The organism is Tardiphaga sp. OK246, assembly GCF_900188215.1.
In the GTDB taxonomy this organism is placed as follows: domain Bacteria; phylum Pseudomonadota; class Alphaproteobacteria; order Rhizobiales; family Xanthobacteraceae; genus Tardiphaga; species Tardiphaga robiniae.
The window spans coordinates 956,083-978,140 of record NZ_FZOX01000003.1; the positions used below are offsets into that span (position 1 = coordinate 956,083).

The 22,058-nt window shown below is 62.0% G+C and carries 22 protein-coding genes; 13 read left to right on the forward strand and 9 right to left on the reverse strand.

Going from position 1 to position 22,058, the window contains the following annotated elements; all coding sequences use genetic code 11:
- Positions 1–11: 11 nt before the first annotated feature.
- Positions 12–677, reverse strand: coding sequence for a TetR family transcriptional regulator (locus CHC01_RS17465; protein WP_089265475.1), 666 nt, complete (start codon positions 675–677; stop codon positions 12–14).
- 140 nt (positions 678–817) lie between these two features.
- On the opposite strand from CHC01_RS17465, the gene CHC01_RS17470 reads away from it, so the two are divergent.
- From CHC01_RS17470 to CHC01_RS17490, 5 genes are all read left to right on the forward strand, one after another.
- Positions 818–1,990, forward strand: coding sequence for an acetyl-CoA C-acetyltransferase (locus CHC01_RS17470; protein ID WP_089265476.1), 1,173 nt, complete (start codon positions 818–820; stop codon positions 1,988–1,990).
- A 232-nt stretch (positions 1,991–2,222) separates the two neighbouring features.
- Positions 2,223–3,767 (forward strand): acyl-CoA synthetase, encoded by a 1,545-nt coding sequence (locus CHC01_RS17475; RefSeq protein ID WP_089265477.1) that lies wholly within the window; start codon positions 2,223–2,225, stop codon positions 3,765–3,767.
- 126 nt (positions 3,768–3,893) lie between these two features.
- Positions 3,894–4,145, forward strand: a complete 252-nt coding sequence (locus tag CHC01_RS17480) for a helix-turn-helix domain-containing protein (protein WP_089265478.1) — start codon at positions 3,894–3,896, stop codon at positions 4,143–4,145.
- A complete protein-coding gene (locus CHC01_RS17485) occupies positions 4,145–5,470 on the forward strand; it encodes a type II toxin-antitoxin system HipA family toxin (RefSeq protein ID WP_089265479.1) in 1,326 nt (441 codons plus the stop codon). The genes CHC01_RS17480 and CHC01_RS17485 overlap by 1 nt, the downstream gene beginning before the upstream one ends.
- Positions 5,467–6,786, forward strand: coding sequence for a cobyrinic acid a,c-diamide synthase CobB (locus CHC01_RS17490; RefSeq protein ID WP_089265480.1), 1,320 nt, complete (start codon positions 5,467–5,469; stop codon positions 6,784–6,786). The genes CHC01_RS17485 and CHC01_RS17490 overlap by 4 nt, the downstream gene beginning before the upstream one ends.
- A 5-nt stretch (positions 6,787–6,791) precedes the next feature.
- Here CHC01_RS17490 and CHC01_RS17495 read toward each other — a convergent pair whose 3' ends face one another.
- A complete protein-coding gene (locus tag CHC01_RS17495; RefSeq protein ID WP_089265481.1) occupies positions 6,792–7,637 on the reverse strand; it encodes a DUF1194 domain-containing protein in 846 nt (281 codons plus the stop codon).
- A 219-nt stretch (positions 7,638–7,856) separates the two neighbouring features.
- On the opposite strand from CHC01_RS17495, the gene CHC01_RS17500 reads away from it, so the two are divergent.
- The 3 genes from CHC01_RS17500 (at position 7,857) to CHC01_RS17510 (ending at position 10,373) form a co-directional block, all read left to right on the forward strand.
- The gene (locus CHC01_RS17500; RefSeq protein ID WP_176454617.1) at positions 7,857–9,173 is read left to right on the forward strand and encodes a tetratricopeptide repeat protein; all 1,317 of its coding nucleotides are present in this window, start codon (positions 7,857–7,859) and stop codon (positions 9,171–9,173) included.
- A 48-nt stretch (positions 9,174–9,221) separates the two neighbouring features.
- Positions 9,222–9,527, forward strand: coding sequence for an ATP-dependent Clp protease adapter ClpS (clpS, locus tag CHC01_RS17505; protein ID WP_089265483.1), 306 nt, complete (start codon positions 9,222–9,224; stop codon positions 9,525–9,527).
- Between the two features lie 90 nt (positions 9,528–9,617).
- Positions 9,618–10,373 (forward strand): hypothetical protein, encoded by a 756-nt coding sequence (locus tag CHC01_RS17510; protein ID WP_089265729.1) that lies wholly within the window; start codon positions 9,618–9,620, stop codon positions 10,371–10,373.
- A gap of 2 nt (positions 10,374–10,375) precedes the next feature.
- Here the strand turns inward: CHC01_RS17510 and CHC01_RS17515 are convergent, their stop codons facing one another.
- The 4 genes from CHC01_RS17515 to fabI all read right to left on the reverse strand — a co-directional run bounded on the left by CHC01_RS17515 (position 10,376) and on the right by fabI (position 14,212).
- The gene (locus CHC01_RS17515) at positions 10,376–11,566 is read right to left on the reverse strand and encodes an adenylate/guanylate cyclase domain-containing protein (RefSeq protein ID WP_089265484.1); all 1,191 of its coding nucleotides are present in this window, start codon (positions 11,564–11,566) and stop codon (positions 10,376–10,378) included.
- Between the two features lie 51 nt (positions 11,567–11,617).
- Positions 11,618–12,703 carry a chorismate synthase gene (aroC, locus tag CHC01_RS17520; RefSeq protein ID WP_089265485.1) on the reverse strand — a complete coding sequence of 362 codons (1,086 nt, stop codon included), beginning with the start codon at positions 12,701–12,703 and terminating at the stop codon, positions 11,618–11,620.
- A gap of 75 nt (positions 12,704–12,778) precedes the next feature.
- The gene (locus tag CHC01_RS17525) at positions 12,779–13,378 is read right to left on the reverse strand and encodes a histidine phosphatase family protein (protein WP_089265730.1); all 600 of its coding nucleotides are present in this window, start codon (positions 13,376–13,378) and stop codon (positions 12,779–12,781) included.
- Between the two features lie 12 nt (positions 13,379–13,390).
- On the reverse strand, positions 13,391–14,212 hold the full coding sequence (gene fabI / locus CHC01_RS17530; protein ID WP_089265486.1) for an enoyl-ACP reductase FabI: 822 nt from the start codon (positions 14,210–14,212) through the stop codon (positions 13,391–13,393).
- Positions 14,213–14,437: 225 nt separating this feature from the next.
- On the opposite strand from fabI, the gene CHC01_RS17535 reads away from it, so the two are divergent.
- Both CHC01_RS17535 and CHC01_RS17540 read left to right on the forward strand, forming a co-directional pair.
- Complete coding sequence (locus CHC01_RS17535; protein ID WP_089265487.1) at positions 14,438–14,926, forward strand: RNA polymerase sigma factor; 489 nt, start codon at positions 14,438–14,440, stop codon at positions 14,924–14,926.
- 18 nt (positions 14,927–14,944) lie between these two features.
- Entirely contained in the window at positions 14,945–15,718 is a 774-nt protein-coding gene (locus tag CHC01_RS17540) for an anti-sigma factor family protein (protein WP_089265488.1), read from the forward strand.
- Between the two features lie 25 nt (positions 15,719–15,743).
- Here the strand turns inward: CHC01_RS17540 and CHC01_RS17545 are convergent, their stop codons facing one another.
- The gene (locus CHC01_RS17545; RefSeq protein ID WP_089265489.1) at positions 15,744–16,721 is read right to left on the reverse strand and encodes a DnaJ C-terminal domain-containing protein; all 978 of its coding nucleotides are present in this window, start codon (positions 16,719–16,721) and stop codon (positions 15,744–15,746) included.
- A gap of 140 nt (positions 16,722–16,861) precedes the next feature.
- The gene (locus CHC01_RS17550; RefSeq protein WP_089265490.1) at positions 16,862–17,275 is read right to left on the reverse strand and encodes an RT0821/Lpp0805 family surface protein; all 414 of its coding nucleotides are present in this window, start codon (positions 17,273–17,275) and stop codon (positions 16,862–16,864) included.
- Positions 17,276–17,397: 122 nt separating this feature from the next.
- Between CHC01_RS17550 and pdxH the strand changes: the two genes are divergently transcribed.
- Together pdxH and CHC01_RS17560 are read left to right on the forward strand one after the other, a co-directional pair.
- Positions 17,398–18,048 carry a pyridoxamine 5'-phosphate oxidase gene (pdxH, locus tag CHC01_RS17555; RefSeq protein WP_089265491.1) on the forward strand — a complete coding sequence of 217 codons (651 nt, stop codon included), beginning with the start codon at positions 17,398–17,400 and terminating at the stop codon, positions 18,046–18,048.
- Positions 18,049–18,113: 65 nt separating this feature from the next.
- Positions 18,114–18,833 carry an SDR family NAD(P)-dependent oxidoreductase gene (locus CHC01_RS17560; protein WP_089265492.1) on the forward strand — a complete coding sequence of 240 codons (720 nt, stop codon included), beginning with the start codon at positions 18,114–18,116 and terminating at the stop codon, positions 18,831–18,833.
- Between the two features lie 1,107 nt (positions 18,834–19,940).
- On the opposite strand, the gene CHC01_RS17570 is transcribed toward CHC01_RS17560, so the two are convergent.
- Positions 19,941–20,921 (reverse strand): magnesium transporter CorA family protein, encoded by a 981-nt coding sequence (locus CHC01_RS17570; RefSeq protein ID WP_089265493.1) that lies wholly within the window; start codon positions 20,919–20,921, stop codon positions 19,941–19,943.
- A gap of 443 nt (positions 20,922–21,364) precedes the next feature.
- On the opposite strand from CHC01_RS17570, the gene CHC01_RS17575 reads away from it, so the two are divergent.
- The gene (locus CHC01_RS17575) at positions 21,365–22,051 is read left to right on the forward strand and encodes a L,D-transpeptidase (protein ID WP_068734945.1); all 687 of its coding nucleotides are present in this window, start codon (positions 21,365–21,367) and stop codon (positions 22,049–22,051) included.
- Positions 22,052–22,058: the final 7 nt, after the last annotated feature.

Sequence of the window (22,058 nt, forward strand, 5' to 3'; positions counted from 1 at the left end):
AGCTCGTGATGTCAGGCCTTGGCGGCCTTCTTGTTTGTGAGGATTCCGCCGAGCAGCATCGCTTCCATATGGGCGACGTAGTCGCGGCAGACTTCATCGGTCACCGGGCCGACGCCAATGGCGCGCGACATGGCATGACGGCTGAAGAACAGGTTGTCGCAGGCACCGATCAGGCTGGTGTAGAACAGCACCGGATCGACCGCGCGGAATTCGCCGGATTCGAGTCCCTCGGCCAGCAGGCGGCGATGGAAGCCGAGCAGCGGCCCTACGAAGAACTTCGATACTTCGTCGGCTGCCTCGTTGCTGCTCTCATGCAGCAAGTAGTGGATCAGGCGGTTCATATAGGGAAACTGGTAATAGGCCTTGATGATGCCGGCGATGTGCAGCCGCAGTTTTGCGGTGGCCGAGATCGGCTGCGCCAGCAGATATTCCAGATTGGTCATCTCGGTGGCGGCATCGCGCGCGAGCAGCGCCAGCAGCAGGCCGTCCTTATTGCCGAAATGATATTTCACCAGCGCCGCATTGACCCCGGACTGCTGCGCAATCTCGCTCAGCGACACCTCGATGGAGTTGCTGGCAATCATCAGCTCGCTCGCCGCGAGCAACAGCTTGTCGGCCGTCGGATTACGGGCAGCGGCGGTTTTCACAGAGGTGCTGGGGTTCAAAGTCGGCGCCATTCGGAGCGCAGATAATACGAACAATCGGCCGCACTCAAGAGTTAATTGACCGATTGACTAAACTCTCCGCGGACACTTAAATCCCGCGCATTCAACGCACGAAAAACGCCGCCAAACAAGGCAAAAAGGGGAGATCACGCATGGCCGAGGCCTATATCGTCGCCGCCGCACGGACCGCAGGTGGCCGCAAGGGCGGACGACTCGCCGGCTGGCATCCCGCCGATCTCGCAGCCTCAGTCTTGAACACCCTGGTTGAACGCACCGGCGCCGATCCCGCGTCGGTTGAAGACGTCATCATGGGCTGCGTCGGCCAGGGCGGCGAGCAGGCCGTCAACGTCGCGCGCAACGCGGTGCTGGCCTCGAAGCTTCCGGAAAGCGTGCCGGGCACCTCCATCGACCGCCAGTGCGGTTCATCGCAGCAGGCGCTGCATTTCGCCGCCCAGGCCGTGATGGCTGGCTCTATGGATATCGTGATCGCCGCCGGCGTCGAGAGCATGACCCGCGTGCCAATGGGCTCGCCAAGCATTCTCGCGTCCAAGGCCGGCATGGGCCACTACAAGAGCCCCGGCATGGAAGCGCGCTATCCCAACATCCAGTTCAGCCAGTTCACCGGCGCCGAGATGGTCGCCGAGAAATACGGACTGTCGAAGGATGACCTCGACACATACGCCTTCGAGAGCCACCGGCGCGCCATCGCAGCAACCGAAGCCGGCCGGTTCAAGGACGAGATCATCCCGCTGCAGATCACCCGCGCCGATGGCACCACGGACACCCATCACATCGACGAGGGCATCCGCTTCGACGCCACGCTCGACGGCATCAGGGGCGTCAAGCTAATCGCCGAGAACGGCAAGCTCACCGCAGCATCCGCCAGCCAGATCTGCGATGGTGCGTCGGGCGTGATGGTTGTCAACGAGAAGGGCCTCAAGCAACTCGGCATCAAGCCGCTGGCGCGCATCCACCACATGACCATGATGGGCGGCGATCCCGTGATCATGCTGGAAGCGCCCCTGCCCGCCACCAAGCGCGCGCTCGAAAAGGCCGGAATGAAGATCGACGACATCGACCTGTTCGAAGTCAACGAAGCCTTCGCCTCGATCCCGACCGCTTGGCTGAAAGCCACCGGCGCCGATCCAAAGCGCCTCAACGTCAATGGCGGCGCCATCGCGCTCGGCCATCCGCTCGGCGGCTCCGGCACCAAGCTGATGACCACGCTGGTCCATACACTTCAGCAGACGGGCAAGCGCTACGGGCTGCAGACCATGTGCGAAGGCGGCGGCATGGCCAATGTGACGATCGTGGAGAGGTTGTAATTTTCTTCCCTTCTCCCCTAGCGCTGCGTAGCAGCGCGACGTGGGAGAGGGTGGATCGAACACGCGAAGCGGGTTCGAGACGGGAGAGGGCCCGCGACTAGCCATACCCCTCTCCCGCCTTCGCTTCGCTCAGGCCCCCTCTCCCACAAGGGGAGAGGGGACGTAAGAAAACTAAACCACACCACGAGCGGAAAAATCCGCCGGTCTTCGAGGAAACACCAAGGAATTCTCCATGACGCATCCGTCGATTCACGCGAAGACCAATCCCGACAAGATTGCCTACCGCATGGCCGGCTCCGGCCAGGCGCTCAGCTATCGCGAACTCGACGAACGTTCCAACCGCGGCGCGCAGTTGTTTCGCTCGCTAGGACTCAAGGCCGGCGATCACATCGCGCTCTTGATGGAGAATCGCCTCGACTTCATGGAGATCTGCTGGGCTGCACAGCGCAGCGGGCTGTATTACACGGCGATCAGCCGCTACCTCACGCAGGACGAAATCGCCTATATCGTGAAAGATTGCGGCGCACGGGTCGTCGTCACTTCCGAGAAATGCGCCGATGTGATTGCGCCGCTGATTACCAACGCCGCGGAGCCAATGTTCTATATCGTCGACGGTTCGCGCCCGGGTTTCCGCGACTGGAATACCGCCCTCGCCACTCAGCCCGCCACGCCGATTACCGACGAGGTTGCCGGCTACGACATGCTGTATTCGTCGGGCACGACGGGCCGCCCCAAGGGCATCAAGCGCGCCTCGGAGAACAATCCGATCGACGTGCCGAATCCGTTCCTGAAGCTGCTCTGCGCGAACATGTGCGGCATGACATCGGACTCGATCTATCTGTCACCGGCGCCGCTGTATCACGCGGCTCCGTTACGTTTTAACATGATGGCGATCACGCTCGGCGGCACGTCGGTGATCATGGAGCATTTCGACGCCGAGGAATTCCTCAAGCTTGTCGAAAAGCACAAGATCACCCAGTCGCAGCTTGTACCAACCATGTTCGTGCGCATGCTGAAGCTGCCTGATGAAGTCCGTTTGAAATACGACGTCTCTTCATTGAACGGCGCGATCCATGCCGCAGCCCCCTGCCCCGTCGACGTCAAGGCACGCATGATCGACTGGTGGGGACCGATCCTGATCGAATATTACGCCGGCTCCGAAGGCAACGGCGTCACCGTGTCGAATTCGCAGCAGTGGCTGTCGCATCGCGGGACCGTTGGCAAGGCTGTGGTCGGCAGCGTCAAGATCGTCAACGAGGAGGATCAGGAAGCGCCGACCGGCGAAATCGGCACGGTGTATTTCGCCGATACGCCGCAGTTCAGCTACCACAACGACCCCGAGAAGACGAAGCGCGCCTATAATGCGCGCGGCTGGTCCACCCTCGGCGATGTCGGCTATCTCGACAACGAGGGTTTCCTCTACCTCACCGACCGCAAGTCCTACATGATCATTTCCGGCGGCGTGAACATCTATCCGCAGGAGACCGAGGATGTTCTCATCACGCATCCGGACATCGCCGATGTTGCGGTGTTCGGCGTGCCGAACGAGGAGATGGGCGAAGAGGTCAAGGCCGTGGTGCAGCCGCACGACATGAGCCGCGCCGGCAAGGCGCTGGAAGCCGAACTGATCTTGTACTGCCGCAAGCATCTGTCGCCGATCAAATGTCCCAAGAGCATCGACTTCGAGCCGGAATTGCCGCGTACGCCGACCGGCAAACTGGTGAAGCGCCATTTGCGGGACAAGTACTGGCCGAAGAAAGAAAGAGCGACAGTGTGAGGCGGCTTATACGCGATCGCGTATATAGACGTTTTATACGCATTCGCGTATAAAATTTAAATATACGCGATCGCGTATATTGTATTTTTATACGCGACCGCGTATAAATTTCATGGGAGATTTTCCATGGACCAGATCGCACGCAACGAAAAACAGCTCGGCGCCATTTTGCGGCGGGTGAGAAAGCAAGCTGACCTTACACAAACGGAACTCGGCCAGAAGCTGCATCTGCGGCAGGGAACGGTTTCCCGTTTGGAAGCGGGCGAACCCGCCGTCCAACTCAATACGCTGATGGCGGCTCTCGCCGCGCTCAATCTCGAACTGGTTGTGCGATCTCGTACGACCACCGAGGCCGCCGACATCGAAAGCATTTTCTGATGGCGCGTTCGCCGAAGCACGTTCCACTGAACGTGTTCGTCAACGGCAGGCTCGTCGGCGCGCTCCGGCGCGAGGCAACTGGTGCCGTCAACTTCCGCTACGCACGCGACTGGCTGGATTGGGATTCGACCTTTCCCATCTCTCTATCCCTTCCACTGCGCGAAGATCAGTACGTCGGCGCGGCGGTCCTCAATGTCTTCGACAATCTGCTGCCGGACGGCGACGCAATCCGCAAGCGCGTCGCCGAACGTGTCGGCGCCGAAGGCACCGACACCTACAGCATGCTCGCCGCCCTCGGCCACGACTGCGTCGGCGCGTTGCAATTTCTTCCGGACGAACACACACCCGACCCGGCCGGCAAAGTGGACGGCCATCCTGTCGATGCTGGCGATATCGCAGACATCCTGAACAACCTCGTTTCTGCCCCGCTCGGGCTCGGCGAGGATAAGGACTTCCGCATTTCTATCGCCGGAGCCCAGGAGAAAACGGCGCTGCTGAAGCGAGACGGCCGATGGTACAAACCAATTGGCACGACGGCGACCACCCATATCCTGAAGCCGCAGATCGGCCGGCTCCCAAACGGCGTCGATCTATCGGACAGTGTCGAGAACGAGTATTTCTGCCTTAGACTTCTGTCAGCGCTCGGCATCCCGTCAGCCCATACGGAAATCGCCGATTTCGGCGGGCGGCGAACGCTGGTGGTCGAACGCTTCGACCGGCTCTGGACGCGCGACAAGCGCCTGCTGCGCCTGCCTCAGGAGGACTGCCTGCAATCGCTGTCCATAGCCTCGACGCGAAAATATCAGTCCGACGGCGGCCCCGGTACGACGGAGATCTTCGGCCTGCTCAAGGGCAGCGACACCGTCGAAGCAGACCTTTCGCATTTCCTGCGCGCCATCATCGTGTTCTGGCTGATCGGCGCCACCGACGGCCATGCCAAGAATTTCAGCATCTTCCTCAATCCAGGTGGACGCTTCCGCATGACCCCGCTCTACGATGTGCTGAGCGCACAGCCGAGCCTCGACAATGGGCAGGTCCAGAGGAAAAACTTCAAGCTGGCGATGTCGATCGGCAAGAGCCGTCACTACGGGGTCGAGGAAGTCATGCCGCGGCACTTCGTCCAATCCGCTGCGATGGCGGGCATCGGTGCCAGTCTCGTGCGCTCCACTTTCGAGGATATCGTCGCAAACACGATGACGAAGGCAGAGCAGGCGATTGATGACTTGCCTCCAGATTTCCCCGAACAGTTGGTTGCATCGATCTCGGAAGCGATGACACATCGCATCACGATGATCGAGAAAAGCCTCAGCCAGGTTGCATCATGACCGCCGGCCTGCTGGTCTCCGCAGCACGTTCCGGCGCGGGCAAGACCACGGTCACGCTCGGCCTGCTCGCCGCACTGGCGCGGCGCGGCATGGTACTGCGCGCGGCCAAGGCTGGGCCCGATTATATCGACCCTGCCTTTCACGCGGTCGCAACTGGCGCGCCTTGCATCAATCTCGACAGCTGGACGATGCCACCGCCCCTGCTGCAGGCGCTGATGGCTGGCGCCAGCGATGCCGCCGATCTCCTGGTGGTCGAAGGCGTCATGGGCCTGTTCGACGGCGTGCCCGGCGTCGCCGACCGCGACGGCAGCAGTGCCAGCATCGCCGCGCGGTTCAAGTTGCCGGTGCTGCTGGTGCTAGACGTGACCGCGCAATCGCAATCAGCCGCCGCTATGGTGCGCGGCTTTGCCGGTCATCATCCCGACGTCCGCGTCGCCGGTGTGATCCTGAACCGCGTCGGCAGCGACCGACATCGCCGCCTTATCACGGACGCCATCGCGCCACTCGGCATCCCCGTCGTCGGTGCCATTCCGCGGGATGCCGCGCTGGCGCTGCCGGAGCGCCATCTCGGCCTCATCCAGGCCGGCGAACACGGCGACCTCACTGCGCGAATCTCCGTGCTCGCCGACATGGCAGAAAAGCATCTCGATCTCGATGCCATCATCGCGCTGACCGCCCCCATCGAGCGGCTGCCCACGCTTAATGCCACGCCAGCATTGCCACCGCCTGGTCAGCGCATTGCGCTTGCCGTCGATACTGCCTTCACCTTCATCTATCCGCACCTGATCGACGGCTGGCGCAATGCCGGCGCGGAGGTCGTCCGCTTCTCACCGCTGGCCAATGAAGCTCCGCCGGATGATTGTGATGCATGCTGGCTGCCAGGCGGCTATCCCGAACTTCACGTGGCAACGCTTGCCTCGGCGCAAAAATTCCGCGACGGGCTGGTGCGCTTCGCACAGACACGTTCGGTCCATGGCGAGTGCGGCGGCTATATGGTGCTCGGTGAAGGCCTGGAGGATGCCGACGGCAACCGGCATGCGATGACGGGGCTGCTCAGCCACACGACGAGTTTTCACAAGCGGCGCCTACATCTCGGCTATCGCGAGGCGCAATTGCTATCCGACAGTCCTATCGGAGCAAAGGGATCGCTCATCCGTGGCCACGAATTCCATTACGCGTCACTGATTGATCCAGGCAGCGACGACCCCCTGGTCGATCTCCGCAACGCGCAGGCCGAACCCATGGCAGAACACGGCGGACGGCGCGGCCATGTCACCGGCACGTTTTTCCACGCAATTGCGCGGGTCGATGGCTAACGGAACTAACGCCCCCAGCGATCCTGCCAGATCTTCTCGCCGATCAGGCAGTTGACGCGGGGCTCCTTCATCGTGTTGGCGACAGGAATCGCGCGCGGCTCGGGCATCAATCCTGCGACTTCCAACACCAGTTTGGTGCGGATCGCTTCCTTGAACTTGTCGCGCTCCTTGATCGGCACCACGAAGGAACCCGCGCCGCCGATCACGCAGTCCTCATAATAGAGATCGAGGTTTTCGATATCCATGGTCGAGTAGGACAGTTCCTTGGCCATGATCGGCAGGCCGTTGATGACGATACCTTTCGCGACTGCCTCGTCGCGCGCGACCGTCACCGGTCCTCCATTGTTGTTCGGCCCATCGCCCGAAATATCGATGACCCGGCGCAGACCGTGCAGCGCATTTTCATCGAACAGCGGCATGGCGTAGTAGATCGCGCCCGAGATCGACGTCCGCGACGCCCGGCGGATCGGTGTCTTCATGATTTCGGATGCCACCGCGTCGGCGGATTCAGGACCATCGATGACACGCCAGGGAATGATCAGCTTCTGGTCTGACGATGCCGCCCATTCGAAATAAGTGACCGCAATCTTGCCTGTCGGGCCACTCTTGAGCGCGGTAAGGAATTCCTTGGAAACGATGGCCTGGGCATAGCCTTCGCGCTGGATCGCCAGCTCGTCCATATCCATCGAATAGGAAACGTCGACCGCCAGCACCAGTTCGACATCGACCACGGGGTCCTGCTTGCTCTGGACAAACTGCGCTTTCGGGCCTGTCGCAGCCATGCTCGCGACGTCGCCGCCGGCCATCGCTCCCGCGACGAGTACCGCTCCAATCGAGACACACCAGCGCATAGCGGCCCTCCCGTTGAGAATCGAATGGTGACATGCAAATGACGAGCCGCAAAGCAGGAACCTGCAGGCATGTTCACAATCCGGTCATGGCGGCTCCGCCGCTGCGGCAGAGTTAACGGGCGCCTGCCCCGGATTTGAACGGTTTGCACGTTCGCGCGACAAAGCTAGCGCAGGATGTCGCCAACGCCACATCCACCATTGCCGACCGGAATGGCCGACATGAGTGCCGCCTTGAACGCGCCGATGAACGGTGGCCGCCAGCCCGCAGCGCGGCACGCGATCGTGTGGGCCGTACTGCTCGCTTGCATCGGCGCAGCGATCGCTTTGTTCGTTTCAGCACCTACCGAACAGCGCAAGACAGGGGCCGCCGAACAGGACGAACCTATTCAGCCGTTCGGCGCCAACGCAGCCAACGAATGCCGCCGTCTTTTGCGGAACGCCACCGAATACCTCCCCGAGCAACAAGAGAAGCTGCGTTACCGGATGCGCCAGGCCGCCTGCAGCGAAGCATTCGCTGCAGCTCCGGACGATGTCCGCAACAAGGTGGCCTTCGCTCAATCGCTGCCGCATGAACGGCGCGCCGAGGCGGTCGCACTGTTGCGCGAGGCCGCAGCCCGGAACGATAGCGAGGCAAATTACGCAATCTATGAGTCGCACAATTCATGGGACTATCATCTTGATCGCCCGCAACTGATTGCGCGCGACGAGGCACAGCACGCGCTGATCAAGGCAGCCGAACTGGACAACCCGTCAGCGGTAAACAGGCTCGCCATCAACTATGGCCGTGGCGGCATCGTGAAGCGGGACGCCTCGGCCGAACGATACTGGACCGAGCGCGCGCTTCGGTTGCCGCTGCCGGAGAACGTCACCCGTGCGGACCAGCAGATCAGGCTTGCCCGGCTTCTCGCGCGATCCCCACAGCCGGACGAGCAGACCCTCGGCCGGGATTTACTCGAACGTCTCGCCCAAGGCGGCTCGTTTGGCGCCAAGGCGGCGCTGGCTGAAGCCACGCGTCCCAACGATCCTGTGCGCGCCCGCAAACTATTTGAAGAGGCTGCGCGCGATCATCTGGGAGGCAATACCGAGCTGGCGCAGATGCTGCTCGATGGCGAAGGCGGCCCGGCCGATCCGAAGCGCGCATTATCGATCTTGCAAAGCCAGCGCCATCAAGCGAGCGCGAGTGGCCTGCTCGGCCAGCTTTATCTCGATGGAAAGCTGGTGCCACGCGACGTGTCAGAGGGGATCGACTTACTGATCACTGCCGGGGTTTGGGATTACGAATCCAGGCTGAAGGCCCTGCGGTTGCTGGCCAGCCATCCGCAGGTTCAGATCTCTTCGCTCAACATCGTTCTGTATGAGGCATTTCAGGCTGCGGAACTTGGCGAGCCTGACGCGCTCGCCGCATTGGTCGATCTCAAACTATCGCAGAACCCGCAGTTTCGCGACGTCCCCGGAGCCTGTAAACTGAAACCAATGGCCGTGCAGCGCGGCGATCAGGATGCCGTGCAACGCCTCAAGGATTGCCCGGCCGAGTGATCATCGTCGCGTCGCCGCCCCAGAGCGCGATCGTCCGGATGAGTGTGCATGCCCGAGAGTGTCACCGCCCCGCAGACTAAGACCAAGCCGAAGGTCGAGCGGCCGAAATTGTACAAGGTTATCCTCGTCAATGATGACTTCACGCCGCGGGAGTTCGTCGTGCGGGTGCTGAAGGCGGAATTTCGCATGTCCGAGGATCAAGCCGCCAAGGTAATGATGACGGCGCATCAACGCGGCGTCTGCGTCGTCGCCGTGTTCACCCGTGACGTCGCCGAGACCAAGGCGACCCGCGCGACAGATGCCGGCCGCGCCAAGGGCTATCCGCTTCTGTTCACGACCGAGCCGGAAGAATAGGACGTGGCGCTTCTGCTTTGGCCACCAAGACGATAAAAATTTAACGATCGGCTCAATCCGAGGTTGGGCGGCATGTGGCAAGCTCGCCAGATGTCGATTGCACTCCGCAAGCAATATGTATCCCGGCCGGAATTGTCGTTCGGGCCTTTGCGCTTCATCGAATGCCTGCCTTGGCTCGTGCTGGCAGCGGGAATGCGCGTGATCGCGTTCAGCGGTGGCGTTATCGCCTTGCCGGCCATCTTCGTCGCCACGGTTGCCGTTCTTCTCGCGTTTCTGGTGACCGCACGGCGGTCGATCGAGCTTGCCGACGGCGAGACCCATCTCGGAGCGATGACGCTCGAGGATGAATTCCGACTATCGCTGCGCATTCTGGTGCGTATCGGCGCGCTGATGCTTGTAGCAAGCATGATCTCTGTATCGCTCGGGATCTCGCCGCTGGACCTGAACTTCATGGGCGGCATCGATGGCATGGCATTCGATCAGCCGACGGCGGCCGGAAAGATCTGGAATGCCTCCATCGCCACGCTGATCTTGCTGATGATCGTCGGCGTCGAACGCCATGACAACAGGGTTCGTTTCTTCGCGGCTTGCCGTGAATTCGCCAGGCGAAGCGCGTGGCTCGGCGTGGGCCTTCTGGTCCTGACCGCCGCCTATTTCGGCCTCGGTTTTGTCCAGGGTCTCGTTCGCAACGCGATTGCGATCTACGGGCAGGCGCCGACGACGAACACCTTCATCCGAAACCTGATCTTCTTCGTTTTTATCTTCGGCTTCGCGATGCTGCGGCTTTGGGTGACCCTGATGATCCTGACCGCGGCCCTCAAGCAATCCCATCTGCGCGGCGACTGACCTCAGCCAGCGACCGCGGTTTCATCGCCCAATCCATAGACCTGCTCGGCCTTGGCGAAGCCAGCGATGGGAAATTCACCGAGATCGGCCCAGTCGGCGCGTGTCACATCAGCAAAAGCGGTCGACGCGACCACCGTCCGGTGCAGTTTGCCGGCGATCTTCTCCAGACGTGCGGCGAGATTCACCGCCGGGCCGATACAGGTGAAATCGAGCCGGTTGCCGCCGCCGATATTGCCGTAAAGCACCTTGCCGACATGCAGTGCCAGACCGAAGCGAAAGCGCTCTTCTGCACCTGCCGCATCCGACCAGCGCAGCGCTTCAACGGCAGCGCTAGCTTCACGCGCGGCCGCCAGCGCGTGGCCGCAAACCGTGGAACGATCCGCATCGTCCTCGGCAATGGGAAACACGGCCAGCAGGCCATCGCCCATGAATTTGAGCACTTCGCCGCCATGCTTGAGGATCGCAGGCACCTGACAATCGAAGTAGTGGTTGAGAATCTCGACGACGCTTTCCGGCGGCAATCGGTCCGACAGCGCCGTAAATCCGCGCAGATCCGACAACCAGATCGCTGCGCGCATGGTCTCGGTGTGGCCGCGCCTGATCTGACCACCGAGAATACGTCCGCCAGCGCGATTGCCCACATAGGTATCGAGCAGTGTCACCGTCACTCGTCGTATGCCGATGACCTCGATCAACCGCGCCAATGTCGGCAGCACGGCTTTCAAGGCAGCAAGCTGCTCCTCGGTGAAACCGCCGGGCTGCTTGGTGGTCCAGCTTGATGCGTGGAGCATGTTGTCGACGAAGGTGAGCGGGATCGCGATGTAATCGGTGACACCTTCGGCGCGCATATCGTCGAAAAAAGGAAAGGGTGTGGTTGATGGTTCATGAAGTCGGCTGCGGACCTCGACACCTTCACGGAAGACCAGCGCAAGCGGACTGCTGAGGAATTCAGGCGCCTCCTGAATGTCGAAATCAACCGAGCTGAGGACCACCCCGGTCTCCGGACGCCAGATGAAATTGCGACCGAAGATTTCCGGGTGCAGGGTGCGGATGAAGATGCCCACGCGGTACAACGGCAGCCCCGCAGCGACAAGCCGTTCGCAACATTCCGCCATCATGCGCGATGGCGTCGGCGCGGATCGCGCACCGTCGCTGAGCCAGTCGATGATCTCTCTGAGCTTGTCGGGCAACACGGCTGGCACTTTCAAACTCGCGCGAACGCGGGCTTCGGTCAGTCACTTACTCTAGCCGACCTGTCCGCGATGCCGAATGAAATGATCGGCGAGCACACAAGCGGCCATGGCTTCCGCCACCGGCACGGCGCGGATGCCGACGCAGGGATCGTGGCGGCCCTTGGTCAGGATGTCCGTATCGGCGCCATTGCGATCGACGGTCTTGCGCGGCGACAGGATCGACGAAGTCGGCTTCACTGCAAAACGCGCCACGACCGGCTGGCCTGTGGAAATGCCGCCGAGGATGCCGCCAGCATGGTTTGAGAGAAATGACGGGCCGTGATTGGTCATGCGCATCTCGTCGGCATTGTCCTCGCCAGACAATTCCGCAGCACCGAAACCATCGCCGATCTCGACACCCTTCACGGCATTGATGCTCATCAGCGCCGCTGCCAGATCGCCATCGAGCTTGGCGTAAATGGGCGCGCCCAAACCTGCGGGCACGCCGTCGGCGACCACCTCGATCACCGCGCCGATCGACGAGCCGGATTTCCGGATACCATCGAGATAGCTTTCGAAGAAGGCGGCCTTGTCCTTGTCCGGGCAGAAGAATGGATTGCGGGCGACCTCGTCCCAGTCCCAGTTGCCGCGGTCGATCTTGTGCGGTCCCATCTGCACCAGCGCGGCACGCACCGTCATTCCGGGCACGATCTTGCGCGCGATCGCGCCGGCCGCAACACGCGTCGCCGTCTCGCGGGCAGACGAACGGCCACCGCCGCGATAATCGCGCAACCCGTATTTGGCTTCATAGGTGAAATCGGCATGACCAGGCCGAAACTTGTCCTTGATGTCCGAATAGTCCTTCGAGCGCTGGTCGGTGTTCTCGATCAGCAGCGCGATCGGCGTCCCCGTCGTGACCTGCACACCGGTTTCCGGATGCGCCATGACCCCGGACAGGATCTTGACCGCATCGGCCTCCTGGCGCTGCGTGGTGAAGCGCGACTGGCCGGGACGGCGGCGATCGAGATCGGCCTGGATCTCGGCAACATCGAGCGGAATCAGCGGCGGACAGCCATCGACCACGCAGCCAATCGCCACCCCGTGGCTCTCGCCAAAGGTCGTGACGCGGAACATGTGGCCGAAGGTGTTGTGGGACATGGGGCGCTCGCTGCTTGAGCAGATGTCGTAACGCGGGCCGTCCGAGGGGTCAAATCGCCCGGTCAGCCGCAATGCTTAACTAAACTTGTCCATCCCGTCGGCGTTGAACACATAGACCGCGCCCTGCTGGATCGGCAGCTCACTGACCCCGTCCGGCGTCTCAAAGCCCAGCGCCACCATTAGCGCCCGCGCCGTACCGCCATGGGCAACGGCAACGGTATCGCCCGTCAGGCCGTCAACCCATTCGCGCATCCGGAGTTGCACCTCAGCGTAGCTCTCGCCGCCCGGCGCCGGCAGGCTCCATTTGTCGCGCAAGCGCGCCGCAAAGATCTCGGGATGTGCGGCTTCCTGCTCGGCCAGCGTAAAGCCTTCCCAGTGGCCGAAGCCGATCTCACGCAGACGATCGTCGAGGCCGTAGTCGTCATGCGGCAGATCGAGCCTGCCGCGCACCAGTTCCATGGTGTTGCGCGCGCGGCCGAGCGGACTGGAGACGAATGCGACACCGCCGCTGGTGCGCCCGTCCCGTGCCAGCAGGTCTTTCAGCACGGTGCCGGCATGTGCCGCCTGCTCCCGACCAAGATCGTTGAGCGGGATGTCCTTCGAGCCCTGAAAGCGACCGGCGGCGTTCCACTCGGTCTGGCCGTGGCGAATATAATAGATGGTTGGCTTCGGCATGGACGTCAGCAATCAGTCCTTGCTGCCCATGCTGATGTCCGGCGCATCCGGCACCTTGGTGCCGAGCACGTGATAGCCGGCATCGACGTGATGCACTTCACCGGTCACGCCAGTGGACATATCGGACAGGAAATACACCGCGCTCTGGCCAACTTCGTCGATGGAGACGTTCTTGCGCAGCGGCGCGTTGACCTCGTTATATTTCAGCAGATAGCGGGAGTCGGCGATCCCTGCGAAGGCCAGCGTCTTGATCGGGCCGGCAGAGATCGCATTGACGCGGATACCCTTCACGCCCAGGTCAGCCGCCAGATAGCGCACGCTGGCTTCCAGCGCAGCCTTGGCGACACCCATCACATTGTAGTTCGGCATCCACTTCTCGGCGCCGTAATAAGTCAGCGTAACGATGGAGCCGCCCTCAGTCATCAGCTTCTCGGCGCGCTGTGCGATGGCCGTCAGCGAGTAGCAGGAGATCAGCATGCTCTTGCTGAAATTCTCGGCCGATGTGTCGACATAGCGACCTTCGAGTTCGTCCTTGTCCGAGAAGGCGATGGCGTGGACGACAAAATCGATCTTGCCCCATTTCTCCTTCACCCGGTCGAACACCGCATCGATGGTGGCTGCGTCGGTGACGTCGCAATGCCCCAGAAGCTCGGCGCCGAGCTCGGCGGCCAGTGGTTCGACACGCTTCTTCAGCGCATCGCCCTGATAGGTCAGCGCAATCTCCGCGCCCTGCGCCTGGCACGCCTTGGCGATGCCCCAGGCGATGGAGCGGTTGTTGGCGACGCCGAGAATAACGCCGCGCTTGCCCTTCATCAGGCCTGAAACTTCACTCATATCACATCCTATTTGCTTGGCTGATAACTTGGCAGTCCATGCCGATCTGCCCTTGGGGGTACACCAGCACTTGCGTCCGGTACAGCCCAAAAGCCCGGTTATGCGGCTGTTTACCGTCCGGGCTTAACGCCGGAATAGACGGTCCGCCAAGGTGTTATGATAGATGCGGCGCAATTGCGGACCGCCCAAGATACCGTCAGGATTGCAACGGATGGCACGAGCCCCATGAGCGCCTTTCGTGAAAGCGTTGAGAGCATGATTCCAGCGCTGCGCCGCTACGCGCGAGCGCTGGCGCGTGACACCGATATTGCCGACGATCTGGTGCAGGACACGCTGGTGCGTGCGCTGCGCTCCGAGAAACTGTTCATCGGCGGCGATCTCAGAAGCTGGCTCTATACGATTCTGACCAATCTGAACCGCAACCGCCGGCGGTCGCTGGCACGCAAACCAGTCTTCACCGAGCTGTTCGACAACAATCCGGATGCCAGCGGGACCGAAGCCGAAGGGCGCGACATCTCGCGCGCCCTTGCCGCCCTCGTCGAAGAGCAGCGCTCGGTGCTGCTGCTCGTGATGCTCGAAGGCCTGAGCTACCGCGAAGTCGCCGACATCCAGGGTGTGCCGATCGGCACCGTGATGTCGCGCCTCGCCCGCGCCCGCGCCCATGTCAAAGCCTATCTCGACGGCGAGCGCCCGGCGCTGCGCGCGGTCAAATGATTTAAAGGGAAGATGATAATGACCGGACCGAACATTCCCGTGACCGAAGACGAATTGCACGCCTTCGTCGACAATGAATTGCCGGCTGAGCGCCGCGCCGATGTCGAGGCATGGCTTACGACACATCCCGACGATGCCGAGCGCGTCGCATCATGGCGCGCGATGGCCGAACTGCTGCATGCCCGTTACGATGCGATCGCCGACGAGGCCGTGCCAAAGCGGCTGGAGATCGAGCGACTGGTTCAGCAGCCGCGATCATGGCTTTATGGCGCGATCGCCGCAACGCTGGTAGCCTTCGTTGCCGGCGGCAGCGTCGGCTGGCTCGCACATGGCGTATCAGCTTCGCCCTCAGCGTTCCAGAATTTCACCGTGGATGCACTCGGTGCGCATCGGCTCTATGTGGTCGAAGTGCGCCATCCCGTCGAAGTCGCAGGCAATGAACGTGCACATCTGCAGCAGTGGCTATCGAAGCGCGTTGGCTATGAGATCAAGGCACCCGAACTCGAGGCGGCCGGATTGAAGCTGGTCGGCGGCCGCCTGCTGCCCGGCCCCGAAGCACCTGCCGCATTCTTCATGTATGAGAGTCCGTCGGGTGAGCGCTACACGCTCTACACTTCGCGTGCGGCGAAAGCCGACGCCACCCAGATGCGCTACGCTGCGCAGGACAAGGACGGCGCCATGTTCTGGGCCGACAAGGGCGTCGGCTATGTCGTGTCAGGCCCGACCGACAAGGACCGGCTCAACCACGTCGCGCGCCAGATCTACGATCAGACGGAGAAGACGGGGGGATGAGACGGCGAGCTGATCGCTGCTCACCTCACCCCAGATCGCTACGGGGATGATACGGGTGCCCTTCGCGCCACTTCTCCATCAGGGCTTCCAGCTCGGCATCGTTGCCGTCCGGCAGCATGATCCTGGTGGTGAAGTAGAGATCGCCCGCGGCGCCGCCCGCCAGCGGCAGGCCCTTGCCCTTCAGGCGAAACACCCGTCCGCTCGAGGTGTTCTTCGGAATTGAAAGCTCCACGGCACCGGTGAGTGTCGGCGCGCGCACCTTGGCCCCCAGAATGGCTTCGTAGAGCGTGATCGGCAGATCGACGCGCAGGTCGTTGCCATCCACCTTGAAGTGAGCGTGGGGCGCGATGGTGACGGTGATCATCAGATCGCCGGGACGATGTCCTGGCGCGCTTTCGCCCTGCCCGCGGAGCCGGATCTGCTGGCCCGACGTGACGCCAGCCGGTATCTTGACGTTCAATTCCTTGCCGGACGGCAGGCGCACGCGCTTCTCGGCGCCCTTCACGGATTCTTCCAGCGTCACCGTCATGGCGACGTTCAGATCCAGATCGGGCATCCCGCCGGCATAGCCGCCGGTATCGAACTCAAAGCCCTGCGCACCGGGACGCGCACCGCGCGGGCTGGCGCCACCGAACATGCTGTTGAGGATGTCCTCGAAACCGCCGCCGGCGGCACCGCCGGGAAAACCCTGCTGCGCACCGGGACCGCCGCGGAAAGCATGCTCGAAGCCGCGCTGCGACGCGCCGGCGCGGCCGCCGCCAGGGAAACCCTGGAAGCGTGCTTTACCCTCGGCATCGATCTCGCCGCGGTCGAACTGCTTGCGCTTGTCCTCGTCGCCGATGATCTCGTTGGCCGCATTCAATTCCGAAAACCGGTCGGCGGCTTTCGGATCGTCCTTGTTGCTGTCGGGATGATGCTTCTTGGCGAGCTTGCGATAGGCACTCTTGATCGCCGCAGCGCTGGCGCCCCGCTGCACCCCCAAGACCTCATAGGGGTCGCGCATCCGTCGTCTCTCCTTCAGGTAACTAAAAGGCGGGCCACCGGCCCGCATGTTGAATTTGCAGGCCGAAACCCGTCTCTCTCTTCATCTGGTGACTTCGTGTCATTTTTGCAACTCGGCCGCAAGCGGCCGGCCGGTGAAAACTAGCTCCGTTTCCACGGCTTCAGCGTATGCACGTCCCAGCTGCCGCGGTCACCCTTACAGGCCGCACCTTGCATCCAGCTTTCGCTGGTGCCGTTGACATAGCTGGCCAGAAAATCCCTGCAGGTGCGACCTTCCGCGACATAGGCACTGGACAGAGGCGTTACCGATCCGCGTGCGCCGGTCGACGGGTTTTCCCAGGGCTGGCTGGAATCCTTGCTGCCCTTGGTAAGGACATCGGAGGCCGCAGTGCGCGTCAGGACAAGATCGGCTTCGGTGGGCTCGTAATTGGTGGCCTGGACGGATGCCGGCGAAATCGAACCGGTGACATCGCCGCCCTCCATCCTAGCCAGCGCGGACTCGTTTCGGCCCATACTGCAACCACCGAGGGTGCTGCCGATAAGAATTGCTGTCAAAGCCGCGCCGAGCGGGCAGATGGCCGATAGGCCAATGCGTTGCCGTATCCTATATAGGTCTTGCCTATGCAGGGGCAGCAGCGAGCTCTCTACAACAGGCCAACGCAAGCGGAACTCCGGACATGACCGACACGACCTCCCCCATCAAAGACTCAACTCCGTTAACGTCAGGTGATTTTACGGCCGCTGGGGAACCATTTGCGCTGTTTTCCGAGTGGTTTACCGAGGCGAAGGCGTCCGAGCCCAACGATCCGAACGCGATGGCGCTGGCCACCGTCGACGCCGACGGCCTGCCGGACGTCCGCATGGTGCTGATGAAGGGCTATGACACCGACGGCTTCGTGTTCTACAGCCACATCGCCAGCCAGAAGGGCCAGGAGCTTGCCGCCAATCCCAAGGCTGCCTTGCTGTTTCACTGGAAGTCGCTGCGCCGGCAGGTCCGCATTCGCGGTCCCGTCACCCGCGTGACCGATGCCGAGGCCGACGAGTATTTCGCAACCCGCCCGAAACAGGCGCAGATCGGCGCCTGGGCGAGCAAGCAGTCGCAGCCGCTGGAAAGCCGCTTTGCCTTCGAACAGGCCATCGCCAAGGAAGGCGCCAAGCACCTGATCGGCGCCGTTCCGCGCCCGCCAGGCTGGAGCGGATGGCGCATCACGCCTGTTCGTTTTGAGTTCTGGCACGACCGCCCGTATCGCCTGCACGACCGCATCGAATTCCGCCGCGACACCGCGGCACCAGATACGTCCTGGACCAAGGTGAGACTGTATCCGTGAACGCCGACAACGAGACGAGAACCAGACCCGTGAGCCATCCAGGATCGAACGCGCCCAAGCGCACCATGCTGCTCACCGGCGCAAGCCGCGGCATCGGTCATGCCACCGTGATGCGCTTTTCAAGCGCCGGCTGGCGTGTGCTGACCTGTTCGCGGCATCCGTTTCCGGAAGTCTGCCCATGGGATGCCGGCCCCGAAGATCACATCCAGGTCGACCTCGCCGACCATGACGACACCGTCCGCGCCATCGACGACATCAAGGAACGGCTGAACGGCGGCGCGCTGCATGCGCTGGTGAACAATGCCGCCATCTCGCCGAAGGCCGAAGGTGGCGCGCGCATGGGCTCGATCGATACTGACGTCGCGACCTGGAGCCATGTCTTCAACGTCAACTTCTTCGCACCGATCATGATGGCCCGCGGGCTGATCGAACAGTTGAAGGCGGCCAAAGGCTCGGTGGTGAACGTCACCTCGATCGCCGGTTCGCGCGTGCATCCGTTTGCCGGTGCCGCCTATGCCACATCGAAAGCGGCGCTGGCGTCGCTGACCCGCGAAATGGCGTCGGATTTCGGCCGCCTCGGCATCCGCGTCAACGCCATCGCGCCGGGCGAGATCGACACCTCGATCCTCTCGCCGGGCACGCAGACCATCGTCGATCAGCAGATCCCGCTGCATCGGCTCGGCACGCCCGACGAAGTCGCCAAGATCATCTATGTGCTGTGTACGGAAACGAGTTCATACGTGAACGGCGCCGAAATCCACATCAATGGCGGCCAGCACGTCTGATCAGCGGTAACGGGTGGGGAATAGTCATGCTGAGGACCGCGCCATTCTGGCGCTCCTCGAAAAGCGCGGGATTTTCTAGTCCGCGTAAAATTTCCGCGGCATCGGCGCAGCCGCGCTGATCCCCGCGCTGGAACAATCGTCTTCGGATTCGCCGTCCATCAACCCGGCACCACAATGCCGGCAGGTACGCGCAGACATCGCCTGCGCCCGACCGTTGGCCATGCGCGCCTGTTGATAGGACCTGAGATCGACGACGTTCCGTCCCGATGTTTCTGTTTTGTCAACCATTGCTGTCCTCATCGCTTCTGACAGCGTTATGACAGCAACCATTAGCGCAACCGTTCAGCGGAACGCTCGAATTTTACCGGATAAATTGTGGCGGGAATCGCGCGAAGCCTATGATCATTGGGCTTTTCGAACACGCATCATGAATGCGTTTTGATAGTTGGAAAAAGATTCAGACACCCGCGCCTTTATGATCCCGCGAGCGCATGCTCGGGGTTGTCTAAGCGGTGTCCCCCTCCTGAAACATGAGGGGTGGCAGCGCGCCTGACGACGCGAAATGGTGGTAATTTTCGCGATCCGCTCCGCCGGAACGCCGGCAAGCTGCAACCGCGCAACGCCATCCGGCGCGCCACCGCGGCGATTTCTGTCCCCGGGACCGTTCTTCCGGGCAAAGGCGCAGAGCTCCGCACTCCGCTGATCCCGACGGTTTCCCGCCGTTCACCAATGCCACGTCCAGCCAGCATGAGTGGCAGACCCCCGTAGTGGGGTCGGACGGTGACCCAAGGCCTCCCGAGTGCGCGGGGTACGTCACCCCACACCCGCAGGCGCCGCATCCCTGTCCCACTTCAAGACGCCTCATGAAGCGCCCCCTCGCGAACCGGATGAGCGGAAGATAATCTTTATAGGCATATTGTCAAGAGATGCAGGAAAAATGTTTGGGCGCTGCTATCCCTCATTTGTCATTGCGGGGCGCGCCCTTGCGCGAACCCGGAATCCATAACCACGATCGAACTTATCGATTCCGGGCCTGCACCCCACCGGCTTCGCCGGCGTGACGCATCCCGGAATGACAAATGAGAGGTTAGTGCCGCCCTACGTGCCCTACAGCCACTTCTTCCACTTGAAGAACATATAAGGCAGCACCGCGGCGAACAGCATCATGATCAGCGCCATGGGGTAACCGACATCCCATTGCAGTTCCGGCATCGCCTTGAAATTCATGCCATAGACCGAGGCGATCAATGTCGGCGGCATCAGCACGACGGCCATGACCGAGAACAGCTTGATGATGTTGTTCTGTTCGAGATTGACGACACCGAGCATCGCATCGAGCGTGAAGGTGATCTTGTTCGACAGATAGGAGGCGTGATCGGTCAGGGACACCACGTCGCGCTGCATGGTCTTGAGCTGCGCGCGCATGTCCTTCGACCACTTCACGCCTTCGGCTTCCGCCGTGATGAAGGTGACGACGCGGCCGATCGAGACGAGGCTTTCACGTACTTTCGAGGTCAGGTCGCCCTTGCGACCGATGGTGATCAGAATTTCGGAATAACGCTTGGCATGGCCGGTCCGCAGCGACTCATCCGGCTCGAAGATGTCGTGGCTGACCTGATCGACGTCGGCGCCGACGCGTTCGAGAATGTCGGCGCACCGATCGATCACCGCGTCGAGCAGTTCGAGCAGAATGGTTTCACCATTGGCGCCGGGCGGCGCGTTGCGGCCAAGCTTCAGTTCGACGGACGCGAACGGACGCGGTGTGTCGTAGCGCACCGTCACCAGCCGTTGCCGGGTGAGGATGAAAGTTACCGCCGTGATCCGCGGCGACTCCGTGTCGGAGCCACACATCAAGCTCGCGGTCATATAGCGGGCGCCGTTCTCGATATAGAGACGGCTGGAGATTTCGATCTCCTGCATGTCTTCGCGGGTCGGAATTTCCACCCCCGCCAGTTTCTCCACCGCCTTGTCTTCGGCTGGCGACGGCTTCACCATGTCGATCCACACCGCATTGTCCGGCAACGCTTCGAGATCGGTTGGCTCGGATTTTCTTAAGGCGTGGTCGGCAGGGGTGAAGACAGCGAGCATGGCAACTCCGGGACATTGAAAAGGCGGGACACTGCAATACGGACGATCCGGACAGAATCGGCAGGGGCGACCGACCATGACCGATGCGGATGCAGCCGTCATGACAGCCTTTGTGCGGCGCGCCAACCCCACCCGAACCCGGGGAATTTTTCCCGCAAGATCGCGCGTTCCATGGTCTCGATCTGACAAAATTGCCACGCGCGCATCACGGCTTCGCGAGGCGTTGCGGTTCTGCACAGGATTTGGCCGGAGGGTCGAAAATTCTGCGGCAAATATGACACAGGTTGTGCGCTGCATGATGCGCAGCGCATCTAACCGCTGGAATTGCAGCGGATTTCAGCGATAGTAGCTTTAACGGAATCGTGGCGTTCGCAGGCTATTTTGGGTGCGTTTCCTTGCACCAGCCTGTCTGAATTCGGACCTCACGCAATTGGAACAATGACATGTCGCCGCTCAAGATTAAGCTTGGATTGATTGTCGCCGCCGGCCTGATGCTTTCGGGCTGCATGCAGACCGCAACGCAATTCCAGGCCGCCCCGGAAGCCAGCCTCAAGCCGAATGACAAGGCACAGCTCGCCAAGGCACGTTACGCCAAGGTTGCCGTCGCCGAGCCGTTCCGCCGCGCCATCGTCGACTTCCACCGCAAGGAAGCGCCGGGCTCGATCGTGGTCGATTCCGACAACCACTATCTCTATTTCGTCCAGGACGGCGGCAAGGCGATCCGCTATGGCGTGACCGTCGGAGAAGAAGCGCTGGCCTTCTCGGGCGTCGCGCGCGTCGGCAACATGGCCGAATGGCCGAAGTGGACCCCGACCAAGGACATTCACGCCCGCATCGAAGGCCTGCCGGCCCAGGTGCCCGGCGGCGTCGATAATCCGCTCGGTGCCCGCGCCCTCTATCTCTATCAGGGCAACAAGGACACGCTGTTCCGCATTCACGGCACCAATCAGCCGGAATATATCGGCGCCTCGATCTCGTCGGGCTGCATCCGCATGACCAACGAAGACGTCATCGACCTCTATAGCCGCGTCAAGCCCGGCGCTGTGGTCGTCGTGCTCGAGCCGAAGGCCGGCGACTCGCCGTATAATTCCAAGTTGGCCCTGCAGGGCGGCGGCGGAACGCCATACTGAGCTGACA